Here is a 13,158-nt window from a genome sequence, read left to right on the forward strand (position 1 = left end):
GCCAATAAAGTGCAAAAAATACTGGTAATCGCGACCCGTCAGATAGGCGACGTGTTGCTCACAACACCATTGATTCACGCTGCACGCCAGAAATGGCCCAAAGCAGAAATTGATGTCATCGGTTTGGCGGGAACAATGGGCATGCTCAAAGGCAATCCAGATGTTCACTCGCTGATTTCTACCCATCCCGACAAAGGCTGGCGCGATACGCTAAAGGTATTGCGTGCCGTCTGGAAAAATTATGATTTAGCGCTAGTAACGCAGCCTAGCGACCGGGCACATCTTATTGGCTGGGCTGCAAGTAGCCGCTACCGCAGCGGCATCATTCCCCAAAAAAACAGTAGCAACTGGTGGAAAAAGCGCATCCTGAACTACGTAGTGGTTAGTGATGGCGATGAAGGTACGACCCATGTGGTCATGGAAAAACTTGCCCTACTAGCACCCTGGAGTATGCCGAAAATGGCAAATGCGCAAGTTCAAGCACCGCCGCCACAGTCGCTACCACCCACACTAGACTCCTTAATTACACCCAATGCTATCGTTGTCCATGCGCCATCCATGTGGCCCTACAAGCAATGGCCGCTAACGCATTTTCGACAATTGCTACAGCAATTGCTCCAGGCCGGGCACCAGATCGTATTGACCGGCAGCGCCAGCCCAGCGGACCAGAACAGCATCAAGCAGCTAACTGATATTGCACCGTCTCCACAATTGATTGATTCCAGCGGGCAGTTGAATTTCAACCAGCTAGTTAACTTGTTTGGGCGAACCCGTTTGTATATTGGTCCAGACACATCCGTCACCCATCTGGCGGCAGCCAGCGGTATTCCCGTACTCGCGCTCTTTGGTCCAACAAATCCTTTGCGCTGGGGGCCATGGCCGAGCACAGAAAGCGTGCAACAAGTCTATGTTCAACACGCGTTAGAGCAAACAGTACATAACATCACCCTATTGCAAGGGGAAATACCCTGCGTGCCATGCAGTAAAGCGGGGTGTGAAAATCGCACTCAGAGCCGCAGCGATTGCCTAGCAGGCATGCTGCCGGATAGAGTATTCCAGATCGCGCAAGAAATTTATTCAAGAATACAATGGCCAAAAATTTTTTTTAAAAAAATAGCGCTTAACAAGCATCTCCATAGCGCTCCAGCCCGGCAACTTGAAAAAATATTAATTAGCTACCATGCATTCCCACCAATTGCAGATGACCTAGCTGAAGCATTCGAACGAAAAGGAATTCAAGCCAAATTATTCATAACATCGAATTACGAGCATTGGTTTCATAAAAAAATAATAAAAAAAATTAATAAAATAGCAAGGAACCTAAGAATAATAAAAAAAGGAGTTGATTTATTCGAGCGAAACCATCTAAACAAAGTCAACTATCTCGAGTCAAATTTTCAAAAAAAATTTGAAGAAATTAAACCAGATTTAGTACTCTTTATTCATGGGCAACCTTATGGAAATAGATTTCTAGAAAAAATAACCATTCCCAAGATTGCATGGTGGGTAGAACCGCATACAAATCCAGATGAATTAAAAGAATATTCAAAACCATTCGATATATACGCTTCGTACAATAAAAAATCTATAGCGGAAATTTCCTTATTCGGCAGGAAAACAACTTACCTACATCACGCCGTAAATCCAAGATCTTTTTATCCGAAATCAGAAATACAAAAAATATATGATGTAACATTCGTGGGAAATTGGAGTCCTTGGCGAGAAAAAGTTATTGAGCAAGTACTAAAAACAACTACAAAAATAGCGCTCTACGGGCCAATGTGGAGAAGAAAATGCTCGATCCCAAAAAAAGATTTTTTAAAAATTTACAAAGATGAACAAATCATTGGAGCAGAACTCAATGATTTGTTCAATTCTTCAAAAATTGTATTAAATGCTCAAAGAATTACAGATGGTAATGGTTTGAATATGCGATTTTTTGAAGTTCCCGCCACAGCAACTTGCTACCTCACCGATGAGGCCGAAGAACTTAAAGATCATTTCATAACTGGAAAACAGCTCTGTGTATTTAATGATCTTAAAGATTTAAAAACTCAACTTGAAAATCTTCTTGAAGACGCTTCATTACGGGATAGCATTCGCTGGGCTGGTTACAAGCATGTACTTGAAAACTACACATATGACCATATGGCAAACAATTTACTGAAAATGTACGAAGAAATCATTGATGATCAAGTAAATTCAACACCATATTTTCATTGAAATAAAAAATTCATGCTGGAAAAATCATCAGATTTACTACGATTATCAAGATTTCTGAGTACATATAAAATATACAACTCAAATAATCGCTCTCTAATCTATTCAGATTTTCTTCTACTTTTATTTTTAGGGTTAGCACCACTCTGTTTTCTTAGTGTGCGCAGTTGGACAATTTTTTTCACATTTTTAATTATCTTAATTTCCGCATGGAAACTGTCAGATATACGAACGAACCTTATCCCTCAAGGGAATCGAGCATCCATATATTTTATAATTTCCACACTTGCATCTCCAATTATTGCAATAACGATGGGACAAGTATTTAGAGGCGATTGGCAGACAAGGCTCATGGATGGCCCCACTCGCCCACTATTAAGTATATTTATATTTGTTTATCTTCTGCATAAATCCATTGACTTCGTTAAGCTACTAGAGTGGTGCATCCCTTTATCATTATTTATATTGGGTGGTCTATTACTGGTGCACCCCTATGAGTGGGCAAACATGACAAGTGAAAGATTTGGTACAACGGCAGTTGATCCACTTACCCTAGGGCAATACTCAACACTATTGGCATTTATTTGCCTATTTACTTTAAACCTATATGGGGAAGACGGGGGATTTCTAAAAACGCTAAAGCTAATGGGCTTTGCAATCGGTCTATGGATTAGCGTTGGCGCAGGATCACGTAGCGCATGGGTTGCCATTCCATTTTTAATAACGTTATGGATTATACACGGATTGAAAATACGCCAACCAAAAAAAATCCTCATTGTGTCTATAGCTATAATAGCAACAGGTTTTTTAATTTATGAAATATCCCCGTTAGTTAATAATAGAATTAATCTAACATACACTGAATATTCGGCATATATAAAAAATAGCAATCGCGATACTTCAGCAGGCTTGCGATTATCTTTGTTGCGGGCAGCTGTTTTATTGTTTTTGGAAAATCCTATAGCAGGCTATGGAGATGAAAACTATCCAAAATTATCAAGTATATTTGGCGCCGAATCGTTCAATACCGAGACCCTGGAACTAACCATAATCCAAAATGGAGTACACAATGAAATTATGCAAAATGCTTTGCGCTCTGGGATTTTTGGAATAATTTCCAGCTTATTAATGTTCTCTGTTCCTGCGATAGTTTTCTACCGAGGTAGCAATTCAAGAATACCCAGCGTCAGGGCAGCGGGCCTCATAGGCCTTTGCTATATCGTGTCAGTATTTTTCTTTAGTCTGAGCACCGAAACATTCAATCTGAAATACACCATTTCTTTTTATGCATTAATGGTGTCCACATTGGCGGCGCAAGTGCTGCGCCCACAAACTGTCTAATATGAAGTCCACTCGCTACGCTCTAACTTTTGCTTGCTACAACCAAGTTGAATACACTCGCCAATGTATAGATAGTATGGTTCGACACGGTTTAGATTTGTCGCGACTCATCGTCGTAGATAACGGATCAAAAGACGAAACCCGCGACTATCTGCTCACGGTCCCTGTCGGTGGGCGCATATATAACCACGCTAATTTTGGTTGCGGCGTAGCTTGGAATCAAGGTGCACTGGCTTTACAAGCCGAATGGACCATCGTGATGAACAACGATGTACTCGTGAGCCCACAGTGGATCGAGTCGTTGATCGGATCGGCCGAGCAGCGTGGCCTGAAAGTCATTTCCCCGGCCTTGGTGGAAGGTCCGTTGGACTACGATTTTGAAACCTTCGCCCCTATGGCATCACAGAAATTGGCCGACACCATCCGGATCGGTGGTCGCCATGCGGTTTGTTTGGCAGTACACCAATCTGTGTGGATGGACATTGGTTACTTTCAGCCCGTACCGAAGTTGCTTGGCTACGAAGACACCTTGTTTTTCCATGCATTAGAAAAAGCAGGTATTCCTATCGGCATGACGGGAGCCTCTTGGCTGCACCACTACGGTTCGGTTACCCAATCTGCCATGAAACAAGAGCGGGGCTTATCAGAACAAGATGGGCTGGGTTACCGCTACAACTACAAGTTACTAAACCAGAGCTGGCTCAGCCGAAAAATCGCCAAGTCACGCCGGGTTGCACAACAAAAAGTATGGCAGCAGCAAGAACTGGCAGCCCACGACATGACCATGCATGGTCTGCGTGAAAACGGCCAGTTCCGCTGGATTTAGCTGCGAATCAGAGCAACACGATATCGTATTGCTCCTGCCCCATTGCACCTTCGCTTTGCAGTGAAATCGGCTTGCCGATGAAGTCACTCAAGCCGGCCAAATGCTGGCTTTCTTCATCCAAAAAGAGCTCGATCACTTTGGGTGAGGCAACGATGCGAAACTCGCGGGGGTTGAACTGGCGGGCTTCGCGCAGGATCTCACGCAGGATGTCGTAAGTCACGCTGCGGGCAGTTTTAACCGTACCTTTTCCGCTGCACACCGCGCAGGGCTCGCACAGCATGTGGGCCAGCGACTCACGGGTGCGCTTGCGGGTCATCTCCACCAAGCCCAGTGCTGAAAAGCCGCCTGCGGTGGTTTTAACCCGGTCACGGGCCAACTGCTTGCGGAACTCGGCTAGTACCGTGTCGCGGTGGTCCTCGCGCACCATGTCGATGAAGTCCACGATGACAATGCCGCCCAGGTTGCGCAAACGCAGTTGCCGTGCGATGGCCTGGGTGGCTTCCAGGTTGGTTTTGAAAATGGTGTCATCGAAGTTGCGGGCCCCAACGAATGCGCCCGTATTCACGTCCACCGTGGTCAGCGCCTCGGTCTGGTCCACGATCAGGTAGCCGCCAGATTTCAACTCCACCCGCCGCCCCAGCGCCTTGGCCACCTCTTCGTCGATAGAGAATAGGTCAAAAATGGGCCGCTCGCCTTTGTAATGCTGTAGTTTTTCAACCGCCGCAGGCATGAACTCTTTGCCAAACACCTGTAGCGCTTCAAACTGCTCGCGTGAATCCAGCCGGATGGTCTGGGTTTGTTCGCTCACCAGGTCGCGCAGCACGCGCTGCAACAGGTTCAGGTCCTGGTGCAGCAAAGATGTGGGTGGCAGGCGCACCGAAGCGCTTTTGATGCGCGCCCAGGCTTTGCGCAGATACGCAATGTCCTCGGCCAACTCCGTATCGGTTGCGTCTTCGCCATTGGTACGCAGAATGAAGCCACCGCCGCCGCCGGTCGATGCATCCCCCACCAGGGTTTGCAAACGCTTGCGCAGGTCTTCGCGCTGGGCCAGAGGGATTTTTTGCGACACGCCCACATGGTCATCTTGCGGTAAAAAAACCAGCAGGCGGCCAGCAATGCTGATCTGGGCCGACAGGCGTGCGCCCTTGGTGCCGATGGGGTCCTTGATGACCTGCACCATCAAGGCTTGGCCCTCGAACACCTGGCGCTCAATCGGCACGACAGGGACGGCCTTGGCATCGGCATCTGCTGCCTTGTGGCCCACAAAACCATTGGCCAGGTCCGCCACATGCAAAAACGCCGCCCGCTCCAGGCCGATGTCGATGAAGGTGGACTGCATGCCCGGCAACACCCGAACCACCTTGCCGAGGTACACGTTGCCCACCATGCCGCGCTCCAGGGTGCGCTCCACATGCAGCTCCTGCACCGAACCGTGCTCTACCACCGCCACGCGGGTTTCCTGGGGCGACCAATTGATGAGAATGTCTTGTTGCATGGAGGGTGTTGTCAAAGCTTGAAGCCCAGTGCGCGCAGGAGTTGCGCCGTCTCATACAAAGGCAAGCCCATGATGCCCGAATAACTGCCGCTGATCTGCGAGATAAACCCTGCCGCCCTGCCCTGCACCGCATAGGCACCGGCTTTGCCAAGCGGTTCGCCCGAAGCAACGTAATCTAGGATCTGCGCCGCAGTCAAGGGCGCAAAGCGTACGCGCGAATCGCTCAAGATCTCCAAGCGTATATGGCCATGTTGCACCGCCACCGCCGTCAGCACTCGGTGCTGGCTGCCGGCGAGTTCGGTCAACATGCGGATGGCATCTTGGGTGTTTTCGGGTTTGCCGTAAATTTTGCGGCCCATCGCTACCGTGGTGTCAGAGCAAAGAATCGCCGCAGGCAGCAAGCCACGTTGCGCCCTACGCGCCACAGCCGCATCAAGTTTTAGCCCTGTAACGCGCTTTACATATGCAGAAGGTGCTTCGTTTTTAATAGCAACCTCCAAACCCTCACTGTCTTCATCAGCCCCAGGCAAGAGCAGTTCATGGCGGACGCCTAGTTGGTCTAGCAGCTGGCTGCGGCGCGGGCTTTGGGAGGCAAGATAAATATGGTCAATCATGGTGGAATTATCGGGCTTGCCTGGCCCCAAAAAAACAGCCCGCCCATCACAACGATGGGCGGGCTGGCGGGTCTGCTACCGCAGATTACTGCTTGACGGCTTCGACCTGAACGATCAGGCGCACAGCGTCAGGAAAGCCAAAGTTGGCACCCCAGGTCATGCCCCATTGGCTACGCTGGATGGTGGTGTCGAAGTCGCCACCGCACACCTCGCGCTTTTGCATGCTCTGGTAGCAATTGAAGGTACTTGCTTTGAGCGTGACGGGATTGGTCTTACCCAACAGCGTCAACGTACCCACCACTTCGGACACCTTGTCGCCAGTGAAAACAAACTTGTCGGCACTGAACTTGATGGTGGGGAATTGCGCGGCATTGAAGAAATCTGCACTTTGCAAATGCTTGTCGAAGTTGGGCGTGCCGGTGGACAAAGAAGTTGCATCAATCGTCAGATCTACTTTGCCGGTTTTGCCCGCACGGTCGAACTGCACAGTGCCTTCCTTCTTGTCGAAACGGCCCCGGTTGGTCGAGGTGCCCATGTGGCCGATCTCAAACGTCACAAAAGTGTGGCTCGGGTCAATGGCGTAGGTTGCAGACTGCGCATGGGCGGTGCCCACAGTCAGGGTGGCAATGGCGGCAAGGGCTAGCAAGGTGTGGCGCATGGGTTCTCTTTCAATGAAAGGGTTAAGGGAAAAGGCTTACTGGGGAATGGGTTACAGCTTGCCGACACCCGTCAGGCTGAATTTGAATTTGACTTGCACGTCATCGGCCACCATCGAGGTATCGGCCCACTCGCCTTCACCAATCTTGAAGGCCAGACGTTTGATAGGTAACTGCCCTGTTGCGACGGTGGTGGCCCCGGTCTGCACCATCGCCACGGGCACGACCACATCGCGGACCTGGCCCTTGATGCTGAGCTTGCCTGCCACATCAAACTTAGCCCCACCCAACGCTTTGATGCTACTGGACACAAACGTAGCCTGCGGAAACTTCAGCGTGCTGAACCATGTGGGCTTGGGCAGCTCGGCATCGGACTCGGGCACGCCCAACGTGGCGCTCCCCATGTCTACGGTAAAACTGATCTTGCTGGTGTCTAGCTTGGCGGGGTCAAAAGCCAGTTGGGCATCAAACTTTTTGAAGCGCCCATCGACGGCTACGCCCATTTGTTTGCTGATAAACACGATTTCGCTTTGGGCAGGGACTAGCTTTTGCTGGGCAAACGCAGTTACCGCCACACCAGAGACCAGCAAGGCCACAGACAATTTCAACAAAGAAGACATGGATGACTTTCGCAAAAATAAATGATTTAAGGCAGCATGCGGCCGATCAGGCCATCGCGGTCAATGAGTTGGTGCTTCAGCGCAGCAGCCACATGCAACACCACCAGCCCACACAACGTCCACGCGGCCAAGCCGTGCAAGGGCTTGATGACCTCAGCCAACTCTTTGTCCACCACCAGCAGGTCGGGTAAAGGAATGGTGCCAAACAGCATGATCGGAAAACCCATTGCCGAGCTGTAGGCCCAACCCACCAGTGGCACTATAAAAAACAGAGCATATAGCGCATAGTGGGTGCCCTCGTGTGCCCAATGCTGCCATGCAGGCATGGTGCGCGCAACGGCCGCTGGCAGAGCGGGCGGGCGGTGGGTAAACCGCCACAGTAAGCGCAACACCGACAGCGCCAAAATCGTGATGCCGGCCCATTTGTGCCAGTTATACAGTTTGAGTCGCAGCGGTGAAAAAGGCAGGTCGGTCATGTACAGACCCACGCAAAAAATGCCGCCCAAGGCCAAGGCCAAAACCCAGTGCAAGAGCTTGGCAGTGGCGGTATAACCAGCGGGTTGGGCGACAACAGACGGGGAAAGAGCCATAGATGCTGAAGGGGTGGCATGCCGCCCATATGTGAACTAATTGGCTAGTGTAGAAACTGCCTTTGGGAAAAAGTTCACTCAATTCGTAGGGTTGGTTCTATTTTTTTGAACCATCCGGTCTTCAAGCCGTGGCGACACCGGCTAATTCGCCGTCTTCTTCACCCAAAAATCCACCGCTCTGGTGCGCCCACAGCCGCGCATACAGCCCCCCCGAGGCCAGCAGACTACGGTGGTCACCCACCTCCACGATGCAGCCCTTGTCGAGCACCACCAGTCGGTCCATCGCCGCGATGGTGGACAAGCGGTGGGCGATGGCGACCACGGTTTTGCCTTCCATCAGCCGGTACAGGCTGGACTGGATGGCCGCCTCGACCTCGGAGTCGAGGGCACTGGTAGCCTCGTCCAGCAGCAGAATCGGCGCGTCTTTCAGCATCACCCTTGCAATCGCGATGCGCTGGCGCTGGCCGCCTGACAGCTTCACACCGCGCTCACCCACATGCGCATCAAAGCCGGTGCGGCCTGTCGGGTCACTCAGTGTGTGGATGAAGTCAAAAGCTTCGGCGCGGCGCGCAGCGGCTTCCATGTGGGTATCGGTGGCATCCGGGCGGCCGTAAAGGATGTTGTCGCGCACCGAGCGGTGCAGTAGCGAGGTGTCTTGCGTGACCATGCCGATCTGCGCGCGCAAGCTCTCTTGGGTCACCTGCGAAATATCCTGCCCATCCACCAGAATGCGACCGTGCTCCACGTCATAAAACCGCAGCAGCAGGTTGACGATGGTGGATTTACCCGCACCCGAGCGGCCCACTAGGCCAATTTTTTCCCCGGCGCGGATGTGCAACGACATTTGATCGATCACTTTGCGGGCTCCCGGGCCCTTGGCGCCATACGCAAAGTCCACATTTTCAAACCGCACCTCGCCCTTGGTGACTTGCAGCGGCTTGGCGTGGGCCACGTCTTGCACGGCTTGCGGGCGCGTCAGGGTGTTCAGGCCGTCCTGCACCGTGCCAACATGCTCAAACAACGAAGCCATCTCCCACATCACCCAGTGCGAAATGCCATTCAGGCGCAATGACATAGCCGTAGCCGCAGCGACGGCACCCACGCCTAACTCGCCCTGCGTCCACAGCCACAGCGCTAACCCAGCGGTCGACAAAATCAGCAGGATGCCCAGTATGTGGTTCACCACCTCAAAACCGCTGACCAGGCGCATCTGGCGTTGCACGGTGACCAAAAAGTCCTGCATCGCAGAGCGGGCAAATCCGGCCTCGCGCCCAGCATGCGAAAACAGCTTGACCGTAGCGATATTGGTATAAGCATCGGTGATACGGCCGGTCATCAGCGACCGGGCATCGGCCTGCTTTTTGGCCACTCCGGATAGGCGCGGCACAAAGTAGCGGATGGCCAAGCCATACAGCACCACCCAGCCCAAAAACGGCAACAGCATCCACAGATCAAAGCTGCCCACCACTGCGACCATAGTGACGAAATAGATAGTCACAAACACCAGAATGTCGCCCAGGATTATGCACACATCGCGCACCGCCAGTGCGGTCTGCATCACCTTGGTGGCCACGCGACCGGCAAACTCATCTTGGTAAAAACCCATGCTCTGGCTCAGCATCAGGCGGTGGAACTTCCAGCGCAACAGCATGGGGAAGTTGGCCGCTAGAGTCTGGTGTTTGAACAGGGTTTGCAATGCAATTAATAGCGGACTCCCTAGTAGCAGCAAGCACAAGAGCAGTAAATGATTCTTTTCTTGCGTCCACAACAAGGCTGGCGGCACCTTGCCCAACCAGTCCACCACGCGGCCCAGCATGGCGAACAGCAGGGCCTCGAATACGCCCACGCTGGCCGTGAGCAGCGTCATGGCCAGAATGTATTTGCGCACCCCCTTGCTACAGGCCCACACAAAATGAAAAAAGCCGCTGGGGGGCGGCTGGGGGATGTCGTCCGGGTAGGGGCGGACCAAATTTTCAAACCAACGCAACATAGGCTCACTCTCGGTGGTAGGGGTGGTTGGCATTGACCGACCACGCCCGGTACAACTGCTCAATCAAAAGCACGCGGGCAAACGCGTGCGGCAGGGTTAGATCCGACAGCCGGATGCGCTCGTGCGCGGCCTGGCGAAACGCCGGGTCCAGCCCGTCCGGGCCACCAATCACCAGCGCTACGTCATCGCTCTCCAACTGCCAGCCATTGAGCTTAACCGCCAATGCCTTGGTCGTCAGTGTGGTGCCGCGTTCATCCAGGGCGACGATACGGGCATTGCGACCAATGCTGGACTGGATGGCGGCTTCTATGCGTTCGCGCTCAGCGGCGTAAATCGTCTCCAGGGTTTTCGAGCCCCGGGGTTCGGTCTTCACGGCCTTGAGCTCCACTTTAAGCTCGGGCGGAAAGCGTTTGGCGTAGTCGTCGTAGGCAGTTTGCGCCCAATCGGGCATGCGCTGGCCTACGGCCACTATCACCAGCTTCATTTACTTGCGACCAGGGGCGCGTTTGGCGGGCGCTTTTGGTGTTTTAGACGGCTTTGGTGCGGCACGCTTGGCGGCAGCGGCTTTCTTTACCGTCTCGACCGGGGCTTTGATGACCACGGTCTTGGCAACGGTTTTAACGGCCACTGTCTTGGCGGGTGCCTTCACAGCGGTCTTAGCTGCCGTTTTTGCGGCCGTCTTCACCGGACCACGGGTCGAAGTCGAGGTCTTGGAAGGCACGGGCGTAGCCACGGCCGTTTTGCGGGCCGCACGTTTGGGTGCTACTTCCATCACGGGACGCTCGGGGGCCAGCAGACTTTCGGCGTATTCGCGGTCGGCAATCTTGGCGGCACGTTTGGCGGCAGCGGGCGACAGCTTTTTGGCCGGCACTTTCTTTGCTGGCTTAACGGGCGTAGCCACCTCAGCCTTGGGCAGAGGCTTGGCGGCACCCAGTTTGAGGCGGATGGGCTTTTCACCCCACAGCTCTTCCAGGTGGTAGTACTGGCGGATGGCGGGTTGCATGATGTGCACCACGGCGCGGCCGCAATCCACAATGATCCATTCACCGTTGGACTCGCCTTCCATGCGAGGTTTGGCAAAACCGGCATCGCGCACAGCATCACGCACGCTGGTGGCCAGGGCCTTGGTTTGGCGGTTCGACGTACCCGAGGCGATGATCACGCGCTCGAACAGGGCCGACAGGCCTTCGGTGTCAAACACCACGATGTCTACCGCTTTGACATCCTCCAAGCCATCAATAATGGCGCGCTGGAGTTTTTGGGTGTCTTTTTTGGCAACGGTTTCGTTTTGGGCAGAGGTGGTCATCGGTCAGTTCGGTAAAGATGGTGTTGGTCAATATAACGCGCTACGCCGTCTGGAACCAGATGGGCGATCCCTTGCGAGGTGGCGGCGCGGTGGCGGATGTCGGTGGCGCTGAGTTCCGACGGGAGAACCTGCAACGCCTGGAAAGACCCAGCGGGTAAAAATTCAGAGGGAAATGGGCTGTTGGCGCTGGTTGAATCTGCACGTGAAGCTACACAAATTATAGCTGCCCGCACAATCTCCTCCCAACCATGCCACGTCGGCAGCCGTATCGCCTGGTCTTCACCCATCACCAGATAGAGCTGCGCCACGGTTTCTTCGGCTTGCAGTTCGTGCAAAGTGTCGATGGTGTAGGTGGGGCCACTGCGGTCAATCTCGCGCGGATCCACCACCACGCCGGGGATGTCGCCAAAGGCCAACTGGGCCATCGCCAGCCGGTCAGCGGCCGGGCTGAGCGTGCGGCTTTTGTGCCAAGCATGGCCTGTAGGGAACACGTACAGCGCATCCAACTGCAACTGCGCCAGGGCGGTACGCACCAACGCTACGTGCATCCAGTGCGGCGGATCAAACGCGCCGCCGAATACGCCAATCCGGCGCAAAGGCAGTTTTAAATCCATGCACGGGCAACCAGAAACTCGCGGGTCAATGCGTCCTCCGCAGAGCCTGCTTCTGGCTGCTGCTGGTACGACCAACTGGCCAGCGGCGGCATCGACAGCAGAATGGATTCGGTGCGCCCGCCCGATTGCAATCCGAAGTGCGTACCCCGGTCCCAGACCAGGTTGAATTCCACATAACGGCCGCGCCGGTAGAGCTGAAAAGCCCGCTCGCGCTCGCCGTAGGGCGTGTCCTGGCGGCGCTGCAAAATCGGCACGTAGGCCTCCAGAAATGCCGACCCCACGGCCTGCACCATTGCCAAACTGCCCTCGGTGCCCAACTCGGAAAAATCATCAAAAAACACGCCACCAATGCCGCGCGGCTCCTGCCGGTGCTTGAGGTAGAAATATTCGTCGCACCACTGCTTGAAGCGCGGGTATTTATCGTCCCCAAACGGGGCCAGGGCACTGTGGCAGGTGCGGTGGAAATGCACTGCATCTTCTTCAAAACCGTAAATAGGCGTCAGGTCCATGCCGCCGCCGAACCAGCAGACCGGCGCACCGCCTTCGGGCGTGGCAACGATCATGCGCACATTCATGTGTACCGTGGGCGCATACGGGTTGCGCGGATGGAACACCAGCGACACGCCCATAGCCTCAAACGGCGCACCCGCCAATTGCGGCCGGTGCTGGGTGGCGCTGGGCGGCAGCTGCGGTCCGCGTACATGCGAAAAGCCGCAACCCGCACGCTCCAGCACTGCACCGCTTTCCAGAATCTGGGTAATGCCCTGCCCTTGCAGCTTCTCGCCCGGTGGCTTTTCCCACGCGTCGCTCAAGAAGCTGCCGCCGTCCAACGCCGCCATGCGGCTGGTGATACTGGATTGCAGGCCCAGCAAATAGGCCCGCATCA

Annotated in this window: 13 protein-coding genes; 3 read left to right on the forward strand and 10 right to left on the reverse strand. The window is 53.6% G+C overall.

From position 1 onward, the window contains the following. Nucleotides 1-9 precede the first annotated feature (9 nt). The 3 genes from AC0969_RS05580 to AC0969_RS05590 are packed head-to-tail and all read left to right on the forward strand — an operon-like array spanning nt 10 to nt 4,387. Nucleotides 10-2,223, forward strand: a complete 2,214-nt coding sequence (locus AC0969_RS05580; protein ID WP_479623150.1) for a glycosyltransferase family 9 protein — start codon at nt 10-12, stop codon at nt 2,221-2,223. Between the two features lie 12 nt (nt 2,224-2,235). Next, nucleotides 2,236-3,561, forward strand: coding sequence for an O-antigen ligase family protein (locus AC0969_RS05585; protein ID WP_479623151.1), 1,326 nt, complete (start codon nt 2,236-2,238; stop codon nt 3,559-3,561). A gap of 1 nt (nt 3,562) precedes the next feature. Further along, nucleotides 3,563-4,387: a glycosyltransferase family 2 protein gene (locus tag AC0969_RS05590; RefSeq protein WP_479623152.1), complete on the forward strand. Its 825-nt coding sequence runs from the start codon at nt 3,563-3,565 to the stop codon at nt 4,385-4,387. A 7-nt stretch (nt 4,388-4,394) separates the two neighbouring features. On the opposite strand, the gene rng is transcribed toward AC0969_RS05590, so the two are convergent. The 10 genes from rng to hemF form a co-directional block, all read right to left on the reverse strand. Next, nucleotides 4,395-5,882 (reverse strand): ribonuclease G, encoded by a 1,488-nt coding sequence (rng, locus tag AC0969_RS05595; protein WP_479623153.1) that lies wholly within the window; start codon nt 5,880-5,882, stop codon nt 4,395-4,397. An 11-nt stretch (nt 5,883-5,893) separates the two neighbouring features. Continuing rightward, nucleotides 5,894-6,496 (reverse strand): Maf family protein, encoded by a 603-nt coding sequence (locus AC0969_RS05600; RefSeq protein ID WP_479623154.1) that lies wholly within the window; start codon nt 6,494-6,496, stop codon nt 5,894-5,896. Nucleotides 6,497-6,581: 85 nt separating this feature from the next. Next, nucleotides 6,582-7,154: a YceI family protein gene (locus AC0969_RS05605; protein WP_479623155.1), complete on the reverse strand. Its 573-nt coding sequence runs from the start codon at nt 7,152-7,154 to the stop codon at nt 6,582-6,584. 51 nt (nt 7,155-7,205) lie between these two features. Further along, complete coding sequence (locus AC0969_RS05610; protein ID WP_479623156.1) at nt 7,206-7,772, reverse strand: YceI family protein; 567 nt, start codon at nt 7,770-7,772, stop codon at nt 7,206-7,208. A 26-nt stretch (nt 7,773-7,798) separates the two neighbouring features. Next, nucleotides 7,799-8,362, reverse strand: a complete 564-nt coding sequence (locus AC0969_RS05615; protein WP_479623157.1) for a cytochrome b — start codon at nt 8,360-8,362, stop codon at nt 7,799-7,801. Nucleotides 8,363-8,483: 121 nt separating this feature from the next. Continuing rightward, nucleotides 8,484-10,352 carry an ABC transporter ATP-binding protein gene (locus tag AC0969_RS05620; protein ID WP_479623158.1) on the reverse strand — a complete coding sequence of 623 codons (1,869 nt, stop codon included), beginning with the start codon at nt 10,350-10,352 and terminating at the stop codon, nt 8,484-8,486. A 4-nt stretch (nt 10,353-10,356) separates the two neighbouring features. Then, entirely contained in the window at nt 10,357-10,836 is a 480-nt protein-coding gene (gene rlmH / locus AC0969_RS05625; protein WP_479623159.1) for a 23S rRNA (pseudouridine(1915)-N(3))-methyltransferase RlmH, read from the reverse strand. After that, nucleotides 10,837-11,658 carry a ribosome silencing factor gene (gene rsfS / locus AC0969_RS05630; RefSeq protein ID WP_479623160.1) on the reverse strand — a complete coding sequence of 274 codons (822 nt, stop codon included), beginning with the start codon at nt 11,656-11,658 and terminating at the stop codon, nt 10,837-10,839. Further along, nucleotides 11,655-12,272 carry a nicotinate (nicotinamide) nucleotide adenylyltransferase gene (nadD, locus tag AC0969_RS05635; protein WP_479623161.1) on the reverse strand — a complete coding sequence of 206 codons (618 nt, stop codon included), beginning with the start codon at nt 12,270-12,272 and terminating at the stop codon, nt 11,655-11,657. The genes rsfS and nadD overlap by 4 nt, the downstream gene beginning before the upstream one ends. After that, nucleotides 12,263-13,156 carry an oxygen-dependent coproporphyrinogen oxidase gene (gene hemF, locus AC0969_RS05640; RefSeq protein ID WP_479623351.1) on the reverse strand — a complete coding sequence of 298 codons (894 nt, stop codon included), beginning with the start codon at nt 13,154-13,156 and terminating at the stop codon, nt 12,263-12,265. The genes nadD and hemF overlap by 10 nt, the downstream gene beginning before the upstream one ends. Between the last annotated feature and the right edge of the window lie 2 nt (nt 13,157-13,158).

This window comes from Rhodoferax sp. LB1P47 (assembly GCF_056521445.1).

Bases quoted from the DNA above. Each gene is read 5' to 3' on its own strand.
- AC0969_RS05585 (WP_479623151.1), top strand. From the start codon at position 2,236: ATGCTGGAAAAATCATCAGATTTACTACGATTATCAAGATTTCTGAGT.
- AC0969_RS05590 (WP_479623152.1), top strand. From the start codon at position 3,563: ATGAAGTCCACTCGCTACGCTCTAACTTTTGCTTGCTACAACCAAGTT.
- rng (WP_479623153.1), bottom strand. From the start codon at position 5,882: ATGCAACAAGACATTCTCATCAATTGGTCGCCCCAGGAAACCCGCGTG.
- AC0969_RS05600 (WP_479623154.1), bottom strand. From the start codon at position 6,496: ATGATTGACCATATTTATCTTGCCTCCCAAAGCCCGCGCCGCAGCCAG.
- AC0969_RS05605 (WP_479623155.1), bottom strand. From the start codon at position 7,154: ATGCGCCACACCTTGCTAGCCCTTGCCGCCATTGCCACCCTGACTGTG.
- AC0969_RS05610 (WP_479623156.1), bottom strand. From the start codon at position 7,772: ATGTCTTCTTTGTTGAAATTGTCTGTGGCCTTGCTGGTCTCTGGTGTG.
- AC0969_RS05615 (WP_479623157.1), bottom strand. From the start codon at position 8,362: ATGGCTCTTTCCCCGTCTGTTGTCGCCCAACCCGCTGGTTATACCGCC.
- AC0969_RS05620 (WP_479623158.1), bottom strand. From the start codon at position 10,352: ATGTTGCGTTGGTTTGAAAATTTGGTCCGCCCCTACCCGGACGACATC.
- rlmH (WP_479623159.1), bottom strand. From the start codon at position 10,836: ATGAAGCTGGTGATAGTGGCCGTAGGCCAGCGCATGCCCGATTGGGCG.
- rsfS (WP_479623160.1), bottom strand. From the start codon at position 11,658: ATGACCACCTCTGCCCAAAACGAAACCGTTGCCAAAAAAGACACCCAA.
- nadD (WP_479623161.1), bottom strand. From the start codon at position 12,272: ATGGATTTAAAACTGCCTTTGCGCCGGATTGGCGTATTCGGCGGCGCG.
- hemF (WP_479623351.1), bottom strand. From the start codon at position 13,156: ATGCGGGCCTATTTGCTGGGCCTGCAATCCAGTATCACCAGCCGCATG.